The organism is Microbacterium sp. ProA8 (assembly GCF_039905635.1).
In the GTDB taxonomy this organism is placed as follows: domain Bacteria; phylum Actinomycetota; class Actinomycetes; order Actinomycetales; family Microbacteriaceae; genus Microbacterium; species Microbacterium chionoecetis.
This window is the reverse complement of record NZ_CP157000.1, coordinates 690,229-710,610: the sequence shown is the minus strand read 5'-3', so window position 1 is coordinate 710,610 and position 20,382 is coordinate 690,229. Positions and strand designations below refer to the sequence as shown.

Annotated in this window: 18 protein-coding genes; 3 read left to right on the top strand and 15 right to left on the bottom strand. The window is 71.3% G+C overall.

Annotated elements, in window-relative coordinates; all coding sequences use genetic code 11:
* Positions 1 to 3: 3 nt before the first annotated feature.
* The gene (locus tag ABG085_RS03110) at positions 4 to 402 is read right to left on the bottom strand and encodes a DUF1304 domain-containing protein (RefSeq protein ID WP_347977985.1); all 399 of its coding nucleotides are present in this window, start codon (positions 400 to 402) and stop codon (positions 4 to 6) included.
* A gap of 35 nt (positions 403 to 437) precedes the next feature.
* On the opposite strand from ABG085_RS03110, the gene ABG085_RS03105 reads away from it, so the two are divergent.
* Positions 438 to 1,208, top strand: a complete 771-nt coding sequence (locus ABG085_RS03105; RefSeq protein ID WP_347977984.1) for a LysR family substrate-binding domain-containing protein — start codon at positions 438 to 440, stop codon at positions 1,206 to 1,208.
* A gap of 278 nt (positions 1,209 to 1,486) precedes the next feature.
* On the opposite strand, the gene ABG085_RS03100 is transcribed toward ABG085_RS03105, so the two are convergent.
* The 4 genes from ABG085_RS03100 to ABG085_RS03085 form a co-directional block, all read right to left on the bottom strand.
* Positions 1,487 to 3,730 carry a CHAT domain-containing protein gene (locus ABG085_RS03100; RefSeq protein WP_347977983.1) on the bottom strand — a complete coding sequence of 748 codons (2,244 nt, stop codon included), beginning with the start codon at positions 3,728 to 3,730 and terminating at the stop codon, positions 1,487 to 1,489.
* Positions 3,731 to 4,026: 296 nt separating this feature from the next.
* On the bottom strand, positions 4,027 to 5,685 hold the full coding sequence (locus tag ABG085_RS03095) for a S8/S53 family peptidase (RefSeq protein WP_347977982.1): 1,659 nt from the start codon (positions 5,683 to 5,685) through the stop codon (positions 4,027 to 4,029).
* Between the two features lie 72 nt (positions 5,686 to 5,757).
* Positions 5,758 to 6,225: a hypothetical protein gene (locus ABG085_RS03090; RefSeq protein ID WP_347977981.1), complete on the bottom strand. Its 468-nt coding sequence runs from the start codon at positions 6,223 to 6,225 to the stop codon at positions 5,758 to 5,760.
* The gene (locus tag ABG085_RS03085) at positions 6,215 to 6,832 is read right to left on the bottom strand and encodes a sigma-70 family RNA polymerase sigma factor (protein ID WP_163617665.1); all 618 of its coding nucleotides are present in this window, start codon (positions 6,830 to 6,832) and stop codon (positions 6,215 to 6,217) included. The genes ABG085_RS03090 and ABG085_RS03085 overlap by 11 nt, the downstream gene beginning before the upstream one ends.
* A gap of 124 nt (positions 6,833 to 6,956) precedes the next feature.
* Here ABG085_RS03085 and ABG085_RS03080 point away from each other — a divergent pair, with 124 nt between their 5' ends.
* Positions 6,957 to 7,700: a GMP synthase gene (locus ABG085_RS03080; RefSeq protein WP_347977980.1), complete on the top strand. Its 744-nt coding sequence runs from the start codon at positions 6,957 to 6,959 to the stop codon at positions 7,698 to 7,700.
* Position 7,701: 1 nt separating this feature from the next.
* Here ABG085_RS03080 and ABG085_RS03075 read toward each other — a convergent pair whose 3' ends face one another.
* From ABG085_RS03075 to ABG085_RS03060, 4 genes are all read right to left on the bottom strand, one after another.
* Positions 7,702 to 8,502: a TspO/MBR family protein gene (locus ABG085_RS03075; RefSeq protein WP_347977979.1), complete on the bottom strand. Its 801-nt coding sequence runs from the start codon at positions 8,500 to 8,502 to the stop codon at positions 7,702 to 7,704.
* Between the two features lie 74 nt (positions 8,503 to 8,576).
* Positions 8,577 to 9,062: a glutaminase gene (locus ABG085_RS03070; RefSeq protein WP_347977978.1), complete on the bottom strand. Its 486-nt coding sequence runs from the start codon at positions 9,060 to 9,062 to the stop codon at positions 8,577 to 8,579.
* On the bottom strand, positions 9,059 to 10,258 hold the full coding sequence (locus ABG085_RS03065) for a cation:proton antiporter (RefSeq protein WP_347977977.1): 1,200 nt from the start codon (positions 10,256 to 10,258) through the stop codon (positions 9,059 to 9,061). Before ABG085_RS03065 ends, ABG085_RS03070 begins: the two co-directional genes overlap by 4 nt.
* Before the next feature lie 124 nt (positions 10,259 to 10,382).
* Positions 10,383 to 11,567 carry an ABC transporter permease gene (locus ABG085_RS03060; RefSeq protein ID WP_347977976.1) on the bottom strand — a complete coding sequence of 395 codons (1,185 nt, stop codon included), beginning with the start codon at positions 11,565 to 11,567 and terminating at the stop codon, positions 10,383 to 10,385.
* A gap of 79 nt (positions 11,568 to 11,646) precedes the next feature.
* Here ABG085_RS03060 and ABG085_RS03055 point away from each other — a divergent pair, with 79 nt between their 5' ends.
* Entirely contained in the window at positions 11,647 to 12,237 is a 591-nt protein-coding gene (locus ABG085_RS03055) for a TetR family transcriptional regulator (protein WP_347977975.1), read from the top strand.
* A gap of 171 nt (positions 12,238 to 12,408) precedes the next feature.
* Here the strand turns inward: ABG085_RS03055 and ABG085_RS03050 are convergent, their stop codons facing one another.
* From ABG085_RS03050 to xylA, 6 genes are all read right to left on the bottom strand, one after another.
* Positions 12,409 to 13,206, bottom strand: coding sequence for a GTP pyrophosphokinase family protein (locus ABG085_RS03050; protein ID WP_347977974.1), 798 nt, complete (start codon positions 13,204 to 13,206; stop codon positions 12,409 to 12,411).
* A 144-nt stretch (positions 13,207 to 13,350) separates the two neighbouring features.
* Positions 13,351 to 14,196 (bottom strand): transposase, encoded by an 846-nt coding sequence (locus ABG085_RS03045; RefSeq protein ID WP_347977973.1) that lies wholly within the window; start codon positions 14,194 to 14,196, stop codon positions 13,351 to 13,353.
* Positions 14,197 to 14,343: 147 nt separating this feature from the next.
* Positions 14,344 to 15,489, bottom strand: a complete 1,146-nt coding sequence (locus ABG085_RS03040) for a methyltransferase domain-containing protein (protein WP_347977972.1) — start codon at positions 15,487 to 15,489, stop codon at positions 14,344 to 14,346.
* Positions 15,490 to 15,725: 236 nt separating this feature from the next.
* A complete protein-coding gene (locus tag ABG085_RS03035) occupies positions 15,726 to 17,351 on the bottom strand; it encodes a LuxR C-terminal-related transcriptional regulator (protein ID WP_347977971.1) in 1,626 nt (541 codons plus the stop codon).
* A gap of 294 nt (positions 17,352 to 17,645) precedes the next feature.
* Entirely contained in the window at positions 17,646 to 18,950 is a 1,305-nt protein-coding gene (gene xylB, locus ABG085_RS03030; RefSeq protein WP_347977970.1) for a xylulokinase, read from the bottom strand.
* 160 nt (positions 18,951 to 19,110) lie between these two features.
* On the bottom strand, positions 19,111 to 20,319 hold the full coding sequence (xylA, locus tag ABG085_RS03025; protein WP_347977969.1) for a xylose isomerase: 1,209 nt from the start codon (positions 20,317 to 20,319) through the stop codon (positions 19,111 to 19,113).
* Positions 20,320 to 20,382 lie beyond the last annotated feature (63 nt).

Here is a 20,382-nt window from a genome sequence, read left to right as displayed (position 1 = left end):
CCGTCAGGCGAACAGGAACAGCACGAAGCCGATGAGCGGCAGCGTCCCCTGGATGAGCGCAGCGCGAAGATACCGCATGCCCGTGGTGAGCAGCACGAGCGCCGCCGCGATCATCGAGCCCAGGCTGAACAGCACGAGCGCGAGGCCCGCCGCGCGGACGGGTGCGGCATCCGCTCCCGCATAGATCAGCACGAGGCCGAGCACGACGCCGATGGCGAGGTAGAGGTTGTAGAACCCCTGGTTGTAGGCCATCGGCTTCGTCGTGTCGGCGGCCGCCTGGTCGGCGACGCCGAAGCGTTTCCAGACCTTGGGCTGCGTCCACTGCACGCTCTCCATCACGAAGATGTACACGTGCAGCAGCGCCGCCAGCGCTGCGAAGACCGTTGCGAGGATAGCCACCATGAGCGAACGATAGCGCCCGGGCTACGCTGAACGGTATGGCGAAGGGCGGGTCGCGCGCAGGCGGACGGGGACGGGATGCCGCGGGCAAGCGCCGTGGCGCAGCATCCGGCTCCGCTCCGAAGGCGAAGCCCGCGAAGCCGCAGCCCGTCAAGCCCCGCCGGCCGCAGCCGTCGCCCGGGCCGTCGCCCACTCCTCCCGCCGAGCCGCCCGTGCCGACGACGTTCCTCCTCGGCGCGATCCCCGGTGCCACACCCGGCAAGTGGATCGACACCTGGAAGGAACGGATGCCGCGCACGAGCCTCGAACTCGTGCCACTGGCCTTCGCCGACCAGCGACGGCCCCTCGTCGACGGCGAGGTCGACGCCGCGCTCGTGCGTCTGCCGATCGACAAGGACGGGCTGCACGTCATCCCGCTCTACGAAGAGGTTCCCGTCGTGGTCTGCGCGAAGGACTCGCACCTGACGGCCGTCGAAGAACTCGACACCGCCGACCTCGCCGGGGAGGTGCTCATCATTCCGGCGGACGACGTGCTCGGCATCCATGTCCCCGGCACCGAGAAGCCGCGCTTCGCTCCCCCTGCCGACACGGCCGAGGCGATCGCGACCGTCGCCGCAGGGGTGGGGATCGTCATCGTGCCGATGTCGCTCGCGCGGCTTCACCAGCGCAAGGACGTCGAGTACCGACCGCTCCTGGACGGCCCTGCGTCCACGGTCGCGCTGGCGTGGGCCGCGGACCGCACCACGCCCGCGGTCGACACCTTCGTGGGCATCGTGCGCGGGCGCACCGCGAACTCCTCCCGCGGCTGAGCCTGCACGCTGAACCGGGGAATCGTCACTGGGCACGGAGGAGGGGCGCCACCCCAGTCCCCAGTGCGGCGCCCCTCATGGATCGGCGCGAAGACCCGCAGCCCGACCTGCGTTTCCCAGAGTGGCCTTCTGCTCTGCACCCGGCCCCCCGGTCGGCGTGCACGAGCCGTTCCGATGACCAGGAGCACGCGGCATCGGCTCTGATACATGCCGGCGCGGGATCTCGATGACCGGGTTCGTGATGCCGCGAGGGTCGATGATGTCGAGGTCCCGTTGGGTCAGAAGCCGGCGCCGTGCACCTGGAACGGGGCCACGATCCCCGTCCGCCGAGACGCCTCCGCCAGTGCGATCGACGGTGCGACCCCCGCTGCCAGGCCTTCGTGCATCGCTCCCAAGAGGTCGCACGCCGCGTCGTCGGCGACCACGACAGGCGCCGCGACGACGCTGCGCGATCCAGCGTGGAGCCAGACGCGGGTCATCCCGACAGCCTCCTCGTGCCAGCGGATCGACGACCGGCCGACCTCGCACGCCGACAGCACAACGGTGTGCGGCACTTTCTCGATCAGATCGACGTCGTAGCCGAACAGGGTTCCGTCGTGGAGTTGCAGACCCGAGAACAGCGGGTGCTCCGCGGAATGGCGGCCATGTGCGGCGACGTGGAGGATGTCGACGTGGGACGCGGCACGGGTGAGCGCCATGACCGACGCGTCCTCATCGCGCAGCACGATGGGATCGGGCCATGCCTCCGCTGCCCGAGCCACTTCCTCACCGGCACGCTCGACTCGGGGGCCTGCCGCGAAGGCGACCCGCCGACCGTCGGCGTGCTCCCTCGTCGCAAGCCACTGCGACGCGGACGTGGCCACGGTGAAGACCCGCCCGCGAAGGGCCGGCAGGAGCGCCCACGGGATGCCGCCGAGGATGCCGGGGACGCTGAGCACCAGCTTCCGATCGCCGACGACCTCAGCCACCGGAGCGAGCAGCGCTGCGGACAGCGATGCGACGCGTTCATCGAGCGAGCGCTGCACGACAGCGGCCATCGGACCGGCGCGGACGGCTGCGCTCACGTCCGCCTCCGCCCGCAGCGCAGCCACGCTTCGCGCCACCTCCGGCCATGCCTCTATCTGCACCACCCGGGCATGATCCCGCCGCGCCGCGACGGCCACCATCCCCGTGCGATCGAACACGTACGAGACCGAGGCCGTCTCGTCGTCCAAGCCCGCCTGCAGCTCGCCGAGCGACGCGCGGGAACGTCGTCCCGCCGCACCCGAGGTGGCCCACTGCCGCTGACGCAGCTGTTCGCCCAGTTCCCTCGCCCTGCCTGACGTGAGCCAATCGGGCCCGCCCTCGACACGCAGCGCGCGAAGCTCGGTCAGATCCGCCGCCAACTCGGGATCGGGCGGCGGGCGAAGCGGCACGACCTCCTGATTCAGGAATCGCGCGCGTTCAGACCACTCGAACACCACGTCCGGCCGCATGGAACGAACGGCCGACTGGAGCCCGGCGTAGATCAGCCCCTCTCCGTACATCACGAGCGAGGTCGCGAGGTCCAGGCTGCCGAACGACGCCTGCCATTCGCTGAGCGCGTCGAGGCCGGCGGCCGCACGAGTGCGCACCAGATCTTCACGTCCCTGCGCGAGAGCGCGGGCAGCCTGCACCTGGCGGGTGAGCAGGGTGAGCTGGATCGGGGCGGTCGAACGGACGCGCACCCCGTGGTGCTGATGGTCGTCGATGCCGACCCGCGCGCGCCACAGGTCTGCGGTGAGCTGAAGCGCCTCCGCCTCCGCCTCGAGCCCGTGACTCCGGAGCGCGTCGGACAATTCGCCGACCGCGCCGAGATCGACGCGCCGCGCGGAGCCGCTGCCGGCGCTGCGGCGGTCGCCGCCATCCGGAATCGACGACAGGAGAGCGGCTCGCAGCCGGATGCCGTCGGCGCGGAGCGCCCACCACTCGGAGTGCACCCTGCGGAACCGCTGCGCCGCACGACGCGCGACCTGCTCCGCGCGGGCGGGAGCGTGTGTGAGCAAGGCTCGGGCGAGGTGGAATTCGGCCTCCCCGCGGGCCTGTGGCATCCGGTTCGCCCCGAACGTCTGGGCGACCCGGACCAGACTGTTCTCGGCTTCGACGACCAGGCCCGCGTCGCGCAGAACCTCGGCTCTGTCGAGGTCGCAGATCGCGGCGTTGACGTCCGAGGCTGCGGCGAGCGCGTCCCGCGCCGCCGCCATCGTCGACAGGGCCGCGATCAGGTCGCCTTCCAGGAGGGCGACGTACCCGGCGTTGTGGACCGCCATGGCGCGCTCGACATCGTTGCCGGTGGCCGCGTAGTCGGGTGCGGCACGTTCGAGGTCCGCCCTGGCTGCACGGAAACGCCCGGCCTGACTGTGCGCGAGGCTGCGGTTGAGCAGCATCGGGGCCCGATGCTCTGCCTCGTCCCCGATGCCGTCGATCGCTTTGTCCAGCCAGCTCACCGCTTCATCGAGTGCACCTCGCTCCAGCGCCAGCAGTCCCAGCTGGCCGTGGAGCATCGCCGATGTCTGTCGGGACAGCCGCGGATATGCGAGCGCTTCCTCGCAGAGGCGCACAGCCGCTTCGGGGTCACCTTGCCGGATCACCACGGCCGCCATCGAACCGGCGATGCGTGCCTGGAGATCAGGATCGTCCGTCCGTGCAGCGGCGCGCGCGAACTCGCGGCGTGCCGCCGCGTTGCGACCCGCATTGAGGTGAGCACGACCACGCCGATACAGCTCCCCAGCCGTCAAGGTCATCCTCACAGCATGGCGCGAATTCGCCGCGCATGCGACGAAGGTCGGACGTGCGGCGGCTAGTCGGACGGCTTGATCGCCGACAGATCCTCCTTCTCCGCCACCTGTTCGTCGAGCACTTCCTGGACGATCCCGCTCACGTGCTGGACGAGCGGCTGGGACTTCGCCGATGCCGAGCCCGCGCGCGCTTCCGCCAGCCGCTGCGCGATGCGGCCGGCCACCAGTGGCGCTGCGAAGGAGGTGCCGCTCCACACGGCGAACCCCGACCGGAAGTCGTCGAGGTCGAGCGTCTCGCGCCGGTGACCGTACTCATCGCTGCGCAGGTCCGACTGGATTCCGCCCTCGAAGTCGACCGGGATGATCGAGAGCACCGACACGCCGCGCACATAGGTCTGCACCCATGCCCCGATGTTCGAGAACAGAGCCACCGTGTGACGGGACGGGTTGAGCGCACCGACGGTCACGAGCGGGACCAGGTCGGCTTCCTTCTCTTTCTCGATCCCGCAGTCGGCACCGTCCCAGTGGTGCATCGAGGCAGGAGCGGCGGGCCGGTCGGTCGCGTCGTTGCCGGCTGAGCACACGACCACGGTGCCGGCCCGTCGCAGACGCGCCAGCAGGTCGTAGAGCTCGCTCTCGACGGACTGCCGCTCGGGCGTCTCGTGGTAGAAGCTGAACGAGAGGTTCACGACATCGATGCGGCCACCGCCGTCGGTGTCCTCCACGATGTCGACGAGCCTGCCGAGCGCCGCGATCAGGTCGTTCTCCAGGATGAGCCCGTCGCCATCTGCGATGCGGACCGGAAGGATGCGGGCCTCCGGGCACGCCTGCAGCACGATGCCCGCGATGAAAGTGCCGTGCCCGGCAGCACTGTCGACCACGCCGTCCAGGGGGCTGCCGATCGACGGATATCGGTCGGGGTCCGTTTGACCGTCGACGATGCCGATCTCGCCGCCGTACTCTGCGACCGGATCGATCACGGCTTCGTCGAGCCACGGGTGGCTGCCATGTCCGGTGTCCAAGATCGCCACCACCGGCCGGTCCTCGAGGGGAAGCTTCGGCTCGGGAAGGTCTCCACCGATGAATGTCACCGGCTGCCGTCCCCCGAGGCCCGGATAGGCGTACCCCTCGATCCCTGAGGGGTTGCCCTTGAACGGATTGCCCTTGAACGGGTTGCCCTTGAACGGATTGCCCTTGAACGGGTTGCCCTTGAACGGATTCACGTCGAGCGAATCGGTCGAGAGAACGTGGTTGAGCCCGATGCCGGTGACCCCGGCGCGGCGAGCTTCAACGAGCAGGCGGGCCGCATCGGGACGGGTGAGCGGCTGCTGTGTGTTCGGGTCGGGAGCGACGCCGATGCGTACGCGCCTCGTGCGCGCCACGCCCTTGCGTCGGCGGGAGCCGGGGGCAACCGCGCCCTTCGACGACCCGGCCGAGCGGGTCCCCACGCCGTCTTGCGGCTCGGGATTCTCGAGGTCCTCGATCTCGACGGTCCAGCCGAGCCTCTCCGCTACCGCGGCGAGGGGCGACTTGTCCAGACTGCGCGGCACAGTCTTGCCCGTCGGTGTGAGCAGGAGCACGTCGGGCTCGTAGACCGTCGGAGCGAATCCGGTCCCCACCGGCAGGATGTCGGGGTCGAGAAGCGCAGCACGTACACGGCGCGCCTCTCGCTGCCGCCAAGTCAATCTCGGTGTGTGGTTGTGGTCCTGTGAATCAGGCATGATTCCCCTTCATGTGACTGCACTGCGCATGGGAAATCGGATGCCTCAGCCGAGGCATCCGATTCGCTGTTTTCAGACTTCGAACTGCGGGGTCTGGAAGTCGCGCAGAGCGCCGTCGGCGTCCTTCACGACCAGGCGAAGCCGCGCCACCCCAGGCGTGACCTCGTCGAAGGCGAAGCGTCCGTGCTCGCCCGGTTCTGCCGACCACTCGTGGTCGCCCTGCACCAGCCGGATGGCGAGGGCCGTGGCATCCACCCATCCGTCCACGCGCCTGCCGCCGTCCTCGGTGGCGGTCACGTGCAGCAGCACGCTGGTCGTGCCGTCGCTGAACTGCAGCGTCGCGGTGTCGGTCTCACCCCGTACGGCCGCGAGGGTGCCCTCGACGAGTGTCAGCAGGGCATACTCGCGCGAGAGGTCCTCGACGGCGACGGCGGCCACCATCCGGTCGACCAGTCCGGCCGGCACCGGATCGACGTCCTCCCACATGCGGCGCATGCGTGCGAAGAGCGCGGCGTCGGCCGCGAAGTCCTCAGTTTCCATCGTCGTCACCTCTCCATCCGTCGCCCTCGAGTACGGCGCGGAGCTTTGCGAGGCAGCGCTGGCGGGTCGGTCCGATCGATCCGATGGGCATCGCGAGATCTTCGGCGATGCGGGCATAGTCGGGGCGGTCCTCGAACGCGACGATCCGCAGCAGACGCTGGCATCGATCGTTGAGCGTGGCGACCGCTGTCCAGAGCCGACGGGTCTCGTCGTCCTGTGCGGCGGTCTGCTCGGCGGATTCGTGGACAGGAAGGTGGGGTTCGAGCGACTCGGCCTCCGTCGCATCGGCACGCCGATGCTGTTTGCCGACCCGCCACGCCTCGCGGCGCGCACACATCGTGAGCCACCCCGACACCGCGAGGGGGTCGTTGATGGTCTCGTGACGGCGTACGAGCGTCAGCCAGGTCGTCTGGACGACATCCTGTGCCAGCGCAGGGTCGACTCCGTACGCCCGCACGACGTGCCACAACGGCGGCGTCATCAGGCGGACGAGCTCGTCCATCGCACGGCTGTCACCCTCACGCCACCGCACGAAGAGTGCGGCGGCGCGCTCCCATCGCGCCGGCTCAGCAGAGTCGACGGATGGCTCGGCGCCAGCCTGTGTCATAGCGCCCATTCTGTCCACACCATGCCCGAGCGCGATAGTGCCGGTTTGATACACGAATACCGGGCGAATACGGCGGATGTCGTCGCCTTCGCGCGCGCGACGACCGGCGACCTAGAATTCGAGCATGACGACCGCGCCGCTGCTCTATGTCTGCGTGCGACCGCAGGTGGGCGCGGCGGCCGCCGAGTACGAGTCGTTCCGCGCGGCGATGCACCTCGACGAGAGCCGGCTCGCACGTCACGACCTCGTCCGCGAACCGCTGCCGACCGACGCCTTCGAGCGGTACGCGGGCTTTCTCATCGGCGGAAGCCCCTTCAACGTCACCGACCCGGAGTCGACGAAGCACGACGCGCAGCGCCGCCTCGAGGCAGAACTCGCGCGCATCGCCGAGCACACCGCCTCGGGCATGGGACCTGCCGCGCTCTTCACCTGTTACGGCATCGGCATCGCGACGCGCACCCTCGGCGGCATCGTGAGCCGGGCCTTCCCGGAAGACACCGGGCCCGTCACCGTCGAGCTCGGCGACGCCGCCCGCACCGACCCGGTGTTCGGCGGCCTCGCCGAGCGCTTCACGGCGCTCACCGCCCACAAGGAGGGCACGGAGGAACTGCCCCACGGAGCGGTGCTGCTGGCATCGAACGACGGATGCCCCGTCCAGGCGTACCGCGTCGGCGATCGCCTCTACGCGACCCAGTTCCACCCCGAGCCGACCACGAAGGCGTTCACGGAGCGCATGGCCGTGTACCGGGACGACGGCTACTTCGACTCTGCGGACTACGACGCCATCGCCGGACGCGTGCTCGCGGCATCCGTCACGGAGCCTGCCCGCCTGCTGCGCGCGTTCGCCGACCGATTCTCGTCGGTCTGACTCACGCCTCGGCGTTGCGCATGGCCGTCGCCTCGCGCAGCACGGTGCCGATGACTCCGGCGGCGAGGATCAGGCCCGCGACGATGAGCGCCGTCACGCCGATCGCCGAGCTGGACGGCTCGCCGGTGAGCCTGGCCACCGCGAGCCAGCTCAGGCCCCACGCGAGGGCGAGAGCCGGTGCCAGCCGCCAGTGGCTCGCCGCCTCGATGCCGAGCCCCACCACCCCGACGACGATGAGGACGATGACGCCCCACAGGTCGGCGGCGTCTCCCCACTCCGGCGGCGCGATGGACGTCAGCCACGCCGTGATGTTGGCGACGGTCGCGAGCGTCACCCAGCCGAGGTGCAGACCGGTGACGCCGTCGACGAGCAGCCTGTCGGCCCAGCCGTCCGGCGGCTCGATGACCGTGCGGTGGAAGGTGACGCCCAGCACCGCCAGCAGCACGATGATGGCGAGCACGGTCATTGCGAGCGAGCCGAACTGCGCGATCACGAGCCACAGGCCGTTCAACGCCATCGTGCCCGCGATGAGCCAGCCCACCGCGCGCTGTCGCTCGCTCGCCCGCTGCCGCGGGAGAGCCTGCCAGACCGTGTAGGCGAAGAGGCCGATGTAGATCACCGACCAGATCGAGAACGCCGGGCTCGCGGGGGCGAGATAGGAGCCGTCCTCATCGAGGGCGCCGTCCTGCAGCTCCTGCACCGGCGTGCCGCCGAACAGCCCGGTGCCGACCATCGCGGCGATGATCATGAAGCAGAACGCGCTGATGACGACGATCTGACGCGTGAGATCCCGAGCGGCCATGCCCACACCGTACGGTGCCGTCGTGGCGCCGCTGAGCGTATTGACAGTCCGCGCTCCGCCGGGTAGCGCCCGGACTACGCGCCGCCCGGCGGGTCCAGCAGCAGAGCGACCCGCTCGGTGAGGTACGCCTGGAGCGGCATGAGCCCGCCGGCCGCGCTCCACCGCACGCTCGCCACGCCGTCGAGCGCGGCGAGCGGGCCCGACTCTCCGCCGGCGTCGACGGCGCCGGGCTGCAGCACCCGCCACCCGAGATGGACCGTCTCGCCCTCCGCGAAGCCGCCGCGCCGCGCGGCTGCGGCGAGCTCGGCACGCTGCCGCTGGGACTCGGCGGCGTAGCCGCGCCGGGCCTCCTGGCGCGCGCGGACGATGTCCCCCGTGGCGAGCACGGCGTCGTCGGTCAGCAGCAGCACCCCCAGGTGCCACGCGGCACCGCGGCGCTCGACGCGCGGAGCGCGCGCGACCCCGAGGATGCGCCGAGGAACGACGAGCTCGCCCAGCGCTTCGCGCGGGGCGTCGGCGAGCCGCGCGCGGGCGGCGTCGAAGAGCTCGAGGGTGCTCACGCCATGTCGTCCTCGAGCGCCGGCGTGGCCTTCACCCGCTCGCCGCGGAGAGCCATGCCGATGAGGGGGAACAGCAGGACCGACAGCATGCCGCCGGCGACGAGCACGGTCTGGTGCGAGGTCGTCAGGATGTTCTCGTCGACGCCGATCTGCGTGACCGCGACGATGATCGGGAGCCCGGTGGCACCCAGCAGCGCGATGGAGAGCCGATCGCGTCGCGACGATCCCTCGGGCGCGGCGAGGGTCGACGGCAGACCGCGCACCAGCAGCAGCGCCACGAGCACCACCGGCACCAGCAGGAACGTGGCGGGCTCCTCGAGGAGCGCCGCGAGGTCGAAGGTCACGCCGGTGTAGATGAAGAAGATGGGCACCAGGAACCCGAACGCGACGCCCTCGATCTTGCTCTCCACCGCTTCGCGGTCGGGCTCGGACGCGTCGCGCATGAGGAGGCGCCAGATGATGCCGGCGGTGAAGGCGCCGAGCAGCAGGTCGAGGTCGAGGACGATGCTGAGTGCGACGAGCGCCGCGAGGATGACGAAGACCACCCGGATCGCGAACTGCCCCGAGGTGTGCAGCGTGGAGCTCACGAACGCGTGCATCGCGCCGCGCGGGACCCGGAACGCGAGCCAGATGGCGAGCGCCGCGAATCCGGCGAAGAGGGCGAGCACCACGGTCGACAGGCCGGGCTCGCGGCCGCCGAGGAAGATCGAGATCGCGATGAGCGGGCCGAACTCGCCGACGGCGCCGATGGCGGCGACGGCCTTGCCGAACGGCGTGGGCAGTTCGCCGGCGTCCCGGAGGATCGGGAGGAGGGTTCCAAGCGCCGTCGAGCACAGCGCGACGCCGATCACGATCGCCGCCTCCCCCGACGCGAGCACGAAGCCCGCCGCGATCCCCGCGGCGAGGCTGATGAGCCACCCGAGGGACGCCCGGCGCCCGAGGCGGCCCCGGAACGAGCCGAACTCGATCTCGGTGCCCGCGACGAAGAAGAGCATCGCCAGCCCGAACTCCGACAGTGTGTCGACGAATTCGCTCGGCACCGCCCAGCCGAGCACGGCAGGACCCACCAGGATGCCGAGCACGAGCTCGAACACCACCACGGGCACCCGCATCCACCGGCCGATCCCCCGCGCCAGCAGCGGCGCCAGCACCGCCAGGATCGGGATCACCAGCAGCGTCGGTTCGAGGTCGTCCACGCGAACAGACTAGCCAGGACCGGTCGACGGCATGGGCGCGCTCGGCGGGCACGCACCCCGCGGGGAGCGCTGGATCCGGCGCCGCCCGTCGGGGCGGCGCCGGAACGCGCAACCGTGCGGCCGGTCAGCGGGCGAGCGGCTCTGCCGGTTCGAGTGAAGCCGTCGGCGCCACCGGCTCCGTGGGCTCGGCCGGCTCGAGCTGACGCGCAGGGGGCGTGAGCTCGGCGCGGGTGCGCTGATGTCCGATGAGCGCCAGCACGACACCGCCGACCAGCCAGGAGCCCAGGATGATCCACTGCGGTGCGGTCGAGGCATCCGGGAAGTACATCACCGACCGCAGCAGCGTCGCCGACGCGCCCGGCACGAAGAACTGGCCGATCGCGCCCCACGGCTCGGGCAGGAACTGCGGAGGCATCGCGGCACCGGCGATGGGGTTGGCGATGAACATCGTGATGACCGCACCCACGCCGATGCCGGCAGGGCCCATCAGCGCCGCAAGGCCGATGATGAGGGCCGAGGTCGCACTCACACCGAGGCCGATGACGGTGGCGTTCAGCAGCCAGTCGCCCGTCAGCATCCCGAACCACGTCTGCATCACCAGCGTGATCAGCGCGCCCGCGGCGATGCCGAAGACAACGAGTCCGATGAGACGACGCACGACGCCCTGCACGAGGAGCGTGAGCAGGATGCCGCCCAGCATGCCGCCCAGCACGAGCGGGAAGACGGATGCCGCCAGCCCGGCTCCCGTGCTGTCGCCCTCGGCGAGCGGCACGACGTCGGTGACGGTCACGGTCGGGATCTCCGGCGGGGCGCCCGCGGCGCCTTCCGGCAGCTGCGGCCTCTGGCCGGATTGCAGCGCGCCGACGATCGCCGTGAGCTGTTCGGTGAGCGCCGTCTGGGCGGCGGTGTCGATCTGCGACTGCAGCTGGGTCGCCACCCCGCGCAGCGCCTGCGCGGCGACAGGGCTCGCGGCGGTGGCGATCAGCACCTCGGGCTCATCGCCGAGGAGGACCGCGCCGTAGAGCTCGCGGGATTCGATCTGTGCCACGGCGTCCTCTCGCGAGTCCACCTCGTGGAGGTCGAAGGGCGCCGGGTCCTGCTCGCCGAGCTTGTCTTCGACGGCGGTGACGGCATCCGTCGGTCCGGAGATGCCGACCGGCAGGTTCTGGGGCTGTGACGTGGCGGCGGGCCAGACGAACGCCATCACGATGATGGCGACGACGACGGAGCCGACGAGCCCGAACGCCGCGGCGACGGGCCAGCGGGTGGGACGCGCCGGAGTGTCGGTGTGTGCGCGATGCAGAGACATCGCGACCTCCTTCCGAAGAGGGCTTAAAAGAGAATGGTGATTCTGTTTGTGAGAATAACAGAATCGCTATTCTGTTTCCATGCCCAAAGTCTCGGAGGAATACCGCGAAGCCCGCCGCGACGAGATCGGTCGCGCCGCACTGCGCGTGCTCGAGCGCAAAGGTGTGCGCGACACCTCCATCGCCGACATCGTCGAGGAGTCGGGCCTGTCGACCGGCGCGATCTACTCGCACTTCTCCACCAAGTCGGAACTCGCCCGCTATGTCGTCGGGCGCTTCCTTCTGCCGCGGCTCGACGCGCTGGAGGCCGCAGGCGCCCGCGGCGAGGTCCTGACCCCTCGGCAGGTGGTCCGCGGCATGCTGTCGATCTTCAGCGACGCCGGACTGTCGACTTCGCTCGTGCTGCAGTTCTGGGGTGAGGCGATGGTCGAGCCGGGGCTGCACGACGAGATGCTCCGCACGGCAGGGCGTCTCAGGGCGGCCCTCACTCACGCGATCGGGCCGTGGGCGCGCGCGCAGACAGCGGATGCAGCCGAGGCCGAGACTCTCGCCGCCCGCACCGCACGGTCGATCGTCGCCCTCGCGCAGGGCTATGTCGCGAACACGGCCGTCTTCGGCCCGCGCGACGTCGACGAATACCTCGCCGGCACGAGCGCCGTCCTCGCGAGCTGAGCCGGCTCGCGGGATCCGGCGAGACGAAACGCGCCCGTGGGCCCGAGGCGTTTCGTCTCGGTCGCCGGCGCTCCCTCGCTCAAGGACCGATACCTCTCTCGCTGGTCGTTGAGCGAGCGAGGAACGAGCGAGACGAAACGCGCCGAACGCTCCGGCGTTCGCGCCGAGGCGTCAGACTGCCTGCAGCCCGCCGTCGTCGCGGCGTCGGTGTGCGGCATCCGAGTCGCCCGCCTCGGGAGCGGGAGCGCCCGTGATCTCGCGCACGGCGACGGGTGCCGCCTGCCCGGCGCTGGAGCCCTTGATCTGCCGGTGAAGGCGCTCCATGCGGGCGTCCAGTTCGGCGGCGGTGTCGGCCGCGTCCTTGAGGCTCTCGAGCAGCTCGTCCGGCACCTGCGTGGCGTACTTGTAGTAGATCTTGTGCTCGAGGCTCGCCCAGAAGTCCATGGCGATGGTGCGGAACTGCACCTCGACGGGCACCTCGATGCGCCCCGTCGACAGGAACACCGGCACCTCGAGGATCGCGTGCAGGCTCTTGTAGCCGTTGGGCTTGGGCTGGGCGATGTAGTCCTTGACCTGCAGCACGCGGACATCGTCCTGCGCGGTCAGCAGGTCGAAGAGGCGGTACACGTCGGCCGTGAAGCTGCACGTGATGCGGATGCCCGCGATGTCGGTGATGCTGCTGCGGATCGAGGCGAAGTCGCCGTCGATGCCCTTGCGCTGCACCTTCTCGACGAGGCTGTCGGGCGATTTGACCCGACTCGAGACGTGCTCGATCGGGTTGTAGTCGTGGGTCAGCAGGAACTCGTCGCGCAGGATGCCGATCTTCGTCTCGACCTCCTGCAGGCCGAAGCGGTACTCCATCATGAAGCGCTGCAGCTCGTCTCGCAGCTCCCTCAGCTCGCTCGGCGAGACCGTGATCTCACCCTCATCGGACGCCGTCGCGGGCACCAGCGGTGCGGGAGTCGCCATGCGATCGACGGTATGGGGCGGGCCTACGAGACTCCTGTGAAAGACGGATGCCTCTTCCCTGCGCGGCGGTCAGGCGCGGTGGTCAGCGCAGCGGTCGGGCGCGGTGGTCAGCGCGGCTCTCAGCGCAGCGGTCGGGCGCCGCGGTCAGGCGTCATCGAGCGCGGCCTGGGCGCGTTCGGACTCCTTCGCGGCATCGCGGGCCTTCGTCGCGGCATCCGCCCGCTCGCGCTCGATCGCCTCGAGCTTGTCGACGGCGCCCGCCTCGTCGTTCTCGAGCGCCGCGAGGTCGCGGCGGAGGTCGTCGATCCGCTCGCGCACGTGGTCGACGCGTTCCTGCGCCTTGGCACGGCGGGCGTCGACGCGCGCGAGTTCCCGCTCGGCCTCGTTCGCGAGCCGCTCGGCTTCGCGGGCGGCCTTCTCGGCCGCCTTGCGCGCCCGGCGCTCGGCCAGGTCGTCACGGGGAGGTGGAGCAACCACCCCGGGGACGGATCCTCCGACCGCTTCGGCGAGCGCACCGGGCTCGATGTCCCCGGCCTCCAGCGCCGTCACGAGCCGCCCGGTGAGCACCGCGGCGGCGGCTGCGGCATCCATCACCGCGGCGTTGATGGTGCTCGCGACGTCCTCCTGCGCGGCGGCGCTCAGGTTGCCGCCGGCGTCCTGGGCCAGACCGACCGCCTGCTTCGCGAGGGCCGCGACGAGCTGGCGCCGCTGCTTGCCGAGGCGCCCGAGCTCGGCGGCGTCGAGGTCGTCCTGGGCTTCGCGCAGCGCCGCCGACAGCTCGACCGCGTCGGCGAGCTGCCCATCCTGAGCGAGCAGGTTGACGGCCCACGCGGCGACGGTCGGCTTGCGCAGCGCCTTGATCTGCTTCGCGAGCGGTCCGGCCGCCATGCCGGCGCGGGCGTTGCGCGCTGCCGTGAACTCCGACGGCGGCAGGATGTACAGCTCGGCCGCGATCGCGTCGAGCTCCTCGTCTGCGTCGGGCTGCGGCATCCGCCCATTCTCGCCCCCGGGAATCGCGAAAGGGTAGATCCCCGCGGGCGAGGTGCGTGCGGAGATCCACCCTCTCGCGATTCTGCCGGGTCGTGCTCGGCGGGTCAGGCGCGGGAACGGATGCCGAGCCCGCGCCCGCGCGAGAGCTCAGACGATCTCGTAGAAGCGCCAGAGACCGAACTCGGGGACGAGGACGCGGATGTCGCTCCAGCCCGCCGCCCGCGCGTATCCGCGCAGGGTGTCCGGGCGCATCACCGTGCCGGTGGCCGCGCTCGGGCGGTGCGACCTGCCGTCGGGCAGGCACACGAACAGGCTGAAGCCGTACAGCAGGCGTTCGAGCTCGCTCGCGTCGGGGGTGAAGCGCTCCTCGGTCGCCTCGTCCATGATCACCACGACGCCGTCGTCCCGCACGGCCTCCCGTGCCGCGGCGAGGACTGCCACGGGGTGGGGCATGTCATGCAGGCACTCGAACGCGAAGACGGCGTCGAAGCGGCCCTGCGCGGCGACGAGCGCGGCGTCGGACAGCAGGAACTCGACGCGGTCGGCGACCCCGGCTTCGGCGGCGTTCCGCCTCGCCATCTCGACCGACGCCTCGTCGATGTCGAAGCCGACCACGCGCAGCTGCGGATACGCCTTCGCGAGGGCGATCGACGACCAGCCTCCCCCGGCGCCGAGGTCGGCGATGCGCGCCTGCGGCCGCCGCAGCACGTCATCGAGGCGATCGTTGCCCGCGACGATCGAGGGCAGCTCGTCGAACCACGGGCGGTTCATGTCGGCCTGGGCCTCGCGGGCATGCCTGCCAAGCTGCTCCCAGCTCACGCCGCCGCCCGTGCGGTAGGCCTCCAGCAGAGCCTCGAGCTGTCCCGAGACAGCCGCCGCCATGCGCGCGAGCGGCTCGAGGTACGACAGGCTGCCCCGGTCGAGCAGCACCTCGGCCACGCCGGGCGCGAGACGGAAGCGCCGGGCGTCCGCGGATGCCGCGCCGGAGTACGCGCCCTCGCCGGTGGACGAGTTGGGGGTCGGCGCCCCGTCGACCAGCAGGACGCCGCTCGCCGCCTGCTGCTCGAGCCACTCGCGGGCGTAGCGGGCGTCACAGCTCGTGCGCGTCGCGAGCTCGCTCGCCGTGAGGCCGTCGCTCCGCGACAGCTCGGCGTACCATCCGAGCTGCGAGCCCAGGTGGATGGCCATGATGTCGAACCAGCCGAGCGTCGCGCCCATGAGCCGGTCGGCGAACTCCGCCGTCGCGTCAGTTCCTGATTCGGCGGCTGTTTCGGTGATGGTCGTGGTGGACATCGTCGTCTCCTTCGTGCGTGCTTCGAATGTCTGGTTCCGACGCTACGGAGCAGCCGGTCGCCGGCGCGTCGGGTGAACTACGCAACTTGGCGGGGCGGTCTGCACCATTCGGTGCATCGACCCGCGCTCGATGCGCTGCCCCGCACAACGGACCAGCGCCCACGCCGATCAATGGGTCCGACGAGCAGAGGCACCGCGAGCGGCGTGGGCTGGGATCATCGGGCCCCGGCGCGGGATCAGCGGCCGCGTGGGCCGGCCTGCTCGTGCCACCACGCGGCGGCCGCCGTGCGCGAGCCGACGTCGAGCTTGACGTAGACGTTGGCGAGGTGCCGGCTCACCGTCTTCTCGCTGATGTAAAGCTCTTCGGCGATCTGCCGATTCGCCTTGCCCTGTGCGACCAGCTCGACGATCTCGCGCTCCCGGGCCGTCAGCGGACCGCCGTCGGCCGGCGTGGAAGCGGAGCGGACGACCACGGGCGGCGCACCCAGCTGCTCGAAGATGACGCCCGCCTGCTCGCGCAGCTGCCCCGCGAGAGCGGCGTCGCCACGCCGCTCGTGCGCGGAGGCCAGCCAGTACAGCACGTTCGCCTGCTCCCAGGGCTGACGCAGCCGCCGGAAGAGGTCGAGGGCAACGTGCAGGCGGCCGATCGCGCCTGCGGCGTCGCCGGCGTGGAGCATCGCCATCCCGCCGGCGTGGGCTGCCCACGCCTGGAATCCGTCGCTGCCGAAGGCGCGGGCGTCGGCCTCGAGCTCGTCGAGCAGCTGCTGGGCCCACTCGGTCCGCCCGGTGGCGAGCGCGATCTCGACGCCCGGACGCAGCAGCCGCGCCCGACCCATGCGGTCGCGCTGCTCGAGCGACGTCGTGATCATCTCCGCGGCCCGCTCGGGCTCGCCTTCTGCGAGCACGAGCAGCGCCTCGCCGGGGACCGGATCGATGCCGGCCGATCGCGCCCGGCCATACGCCGCGCGTGCCCCCGCCCCGTCGCCGCGCAGCCGGCGGATCTCGCCCAGCTGGTGCCAGCCCTCGCCGGCGACCCATGGATGGTCGGATCCGAGGTCGTCGCACGCGCGCTGCAGCGCCGCTTCCGCGGCATCCCACTCCCCGCTCGCCGACTGCAGCTCGAGCCGGTGCACACGGCACACGCCGGCGTAGACGACGTGGGCACCGCGCGACGCGCACCATGCTTCTGCCGCGCGCGTCCAGTCGGCCATGCGCTGGAAGTCCGCCAGCTCATGGCACACGTGGATGGTCGTGCAGAGCACGTCGCCCGCCCACTCGGGCTCGAGATCGTCCGAGACGACGCACAGCATCGCCTCGTCGAGCTGGGCGAAGCCCTCGGCGGTGCGTCCGGCGCGGATCGCGTGCATCCCTGACACGACGGCACTCAGCGCCGACACCGCCGGAACCCGCAGCTCGTCGGCCAGCTGCTGCATGCGCGAGACGCTCTCGGCGGGCCAGAGCGCTCCCGTGTCGTCGAGGTCCATGCTCGCGGTCAGGTAGACGTCGTAGGCGTGGCCCCGCCCGTCGGGGAGGCCCGCGAGGATCTTGTGCGCCCGCCGGGCCCACGCGGTGCCCACTGTCAGCTCGGCGCGGGTGAGCCGCACCAGCGCGATGACGAGGGCCGCTTCGGCGGCGGCCATCTCGGCGCCCTCGCGCGAGAACGCCCGGAACGCGGATTCGAGGTGCTCCAGCCCCGCCTCCTGGCGACCGAGCCACCACTCGCACGACGCGAGGGCGCGCAGATCGTCGCCGGTGGCCGCCGCCCCATCCCGGGCCGCTGCGAAGCCGTCCCGCGCCGTCTCCCAGTCACCGGACCGATATGCCGCCCGAGCCCGCTCGAGCCCGGCGATCGTGTCCGCCATGCGGGAATGGTACCGCCGCGCCGCCGTTGCCGCGGGGTGAGGACGCACGCCCGGGCACGAGATGCTCGGGCCGAGGGGCGGCGCGGCGCGTGCGCATCGACACGGTGGAGACCGGCGACGCCCGCGCCTCGCTGCGTCGAGGATTCAGGAGACACGCCGTCCAGGGGCCCGCACGCCCGCTCAGCTCCCGCGGTTCTCCTGAATCCTCGACGGACGGACGGCCGGCCGGGTGGGCGAGGGCACGGACAGCGGGCACGGGGTGCCTGCCGCGGAGGCCCCGCTCGGTCGACGAGATCAGGCCGAGAGGACGGATGCCGCCTGCCGCGCGGCGCCGAGCGCCACGTACTCCCCGGGCTCGGGCACCTCGACCGGCAGTCCCAGCACCAGCGGCGCGATCTCGCGCACCGCCTCGGACTGCGCGCCACCGCCGATGAGCAGAGCCCGCTCCAGCGGAACGCCCAGCCCGCGCAGCGCGGCGAGGCCGGCGGCGAGCCCGGACAGCATGCCCTCCACGGCCGCGCGGGCGAGGTTCTCACGCGTCGTCGAGGCGAGCGTCATGCCGGTGAGCGACGCCGTGGCGTCGGGCAGGTTCGGCGTCCGCTCACCTTCGAAGTACGGCACCAGCTGCAGTCCCGACGCGCCCGGCTGGGCCGCGAGGGCGAGCCGGGAGAGTTCGGCGTGGTCGACACCGAGCACGCGGGCGATCGCGTCGAGGACGCGCGCGGCGTTGAGCGTCGCGACGAGCGGCAGGAAACGTCCCGTGCAGTCCGCGAACCCGGCGACCGTGCCGGACGGATCGATGGTGCGCTCCTCGCTCACCGCGAAGACGGTCCCACTCGTGCCGATCGACACCACGACGTCTCCGGGACCGGCACCGAGCCCGAGGGCCGCGCCCGCGTTGTCGCCGGCACCGCCGCCGACACGGCGGCCCGCGGCATCCGTCACCCATTCCTCGGGTCCGAGCACACGCGGCAGCGCCGCATCGTGACCGAGCGCCGCGGCGAGCAGCTCACGGTCGTAGCCGCCGGTCTGGGGATTCCAGTACCCGGTGCCCGAGGCGTCCGAGCGGTCGGTGACGAGCTCGTCGAGCACCGGTCCGCGCGGTGATGCGCCGTCGGGGCCGAAGCCGCGCAGTCGCCACGTCAGCCAGTCGTGCGGCAGGGCGACGGCGGCCACGCGAGCGGCGTTCTCGGGTTCGTGATCGCGCAGCCAGCGGAGCTTCGTGATGGTGAAGGATGCCACGGGCACGAGTCCCGTCCGCCGCGCGAGCTCGTCGGCGCCGAACTCGGCCGTGAGGTCGACGGCCGCCTGCGCCGAGCGGGTGTCGTTCCACAGCAGCGCATCGCGGATCACCCGCCCCTCGGCATCCAGTGCGACCATGCCGTGCTGCTGCCCGCCGATCGCCCACGCGCTCACGTCGTCGAGGCCGCCGGCGTCGGCGATCGCCGCCTGCAGCGCCGTCCACCACGCCTCGGGGTCGACCGACGTGCCGTCCGGGTGCGATGCACGCCCCTGCCGCACGACACTGCCGGTCGCGGCATCCGTCACCAGCACTTTGCACGACTGCGTCGACGAGTCGACGCCCATGACCAGCGTCATCGCGCCCGCCCTTCCTTCATGTCCCGGGTTCCGTCCTTCATGTCCCGAATTGTGCCGGTAGGGGCGCTGTATCCGACAGAAAGTGGGACACGCTCAACCGGCGGGCGGGAAGACGGATGCTGTGGCCGACGCGCGGTCGGCCACAGCATCCGTTCGCGGGTCAGCCGCGGGCGCCGAGCAGGTGCTCGGTCGCGAGTTGCTGGAGGCGGACGAAGCCGCCGCCCTTGCCGCCGAGGTAGGCGTCGGTGTCGAAGTCCTCGAAGGCCGAGCGGTCGGCGAGGAAGTCGTCGTAGGACTCGCCGGGGTTGAGCGTCGGGGTCGACAGCTCGAACACCTTGGCCGCCTCGAGGGCCTCCTGCACCTCGGGGTCGGCGCGGAAGGCCGCGGCACGCTCCTTGAGCAGCAGGTACGTGCGCATGTTCGCGGCGGCCGAGTCCCACACGCCGGTCTCGTCCTCGGTGCGCGAGGGCTTGTAGTCGAAGTGGCGCGGACCGTCGTACGCGGGCACACCGCCGGGGCCGCCGTTCTCGAGCAGGTCGACGAGCGCGAACGCGTTGTGCAGGTCGCCGTGACCGAAGACGAGGTCCTGGTCGTACTTGATGCCGCGCTGGCCGTTGAGGTCGATGTGGAAGAGCTTGCCGTGGAACAGCGCCTGGGCGATGCCGGCGGCGAAGTTGAGGCCCGCCATCTGCTCGTGGCCGACCTCGGGGTTGAGGCCGAAGAGCTCGGGACGCTCGAGCGAGTCGATGAACGCGATCGCGTGACCGAGCGTCGGCAGCAGGATGTCGCCGCGGGGCTCGTTGGGCTTCGGCTCGATGGCGAAGCGGATGTCGTACCCCTTGTCGGTGACGTAGTCGCCGAGCAGGTTCACGGCCTCGCGGTAGCGCTCCAGCGCCTGGCGGATGTCCTTGGCGGCGTCGTACTCGGCGCCCTCGCGGCCGCCCCACATGACGAAGGTCTTGGCGCCGAGCTCGGCACCGAGGTCGAGCTGGCGGAAGACCTTGCGCAGCGCGTAGCGGCGCACGTCGCGGTCGTTGGCGGTGAAGCCGCCGTCCTTGAAGACGGGGGCCGAGAACAGGTTGGTCGTCACCATCGGCACGATGAGGCCGGTGTCGGCGAGGGCGCCCTTGAGGCGGTCGATCTGCTTCTGGCGCTCGGCGTCGGTCGAGCCGAAGGCGAACAGATCGTCGTCGTGGAAGGTGAGACCGTAGGCGCCGAGCTCGGCGAGCTTCTCGACAGCGTGCACGACGTCGAGCGGCGGACGGGTCGGGCCGCCGAAGGGATCGGTGCCGTTGTAGCCGACGGTCCACAGACCGAACGAGAACTTGTCGGCGCGAGTCGGGGTCGGTCCGGTGGACTGCGTGGGCATGACGCTCCTTTGCGATAAATGTTGCTGTCGACAACCTATACCAGAATGGATGCCCCGTCCAGC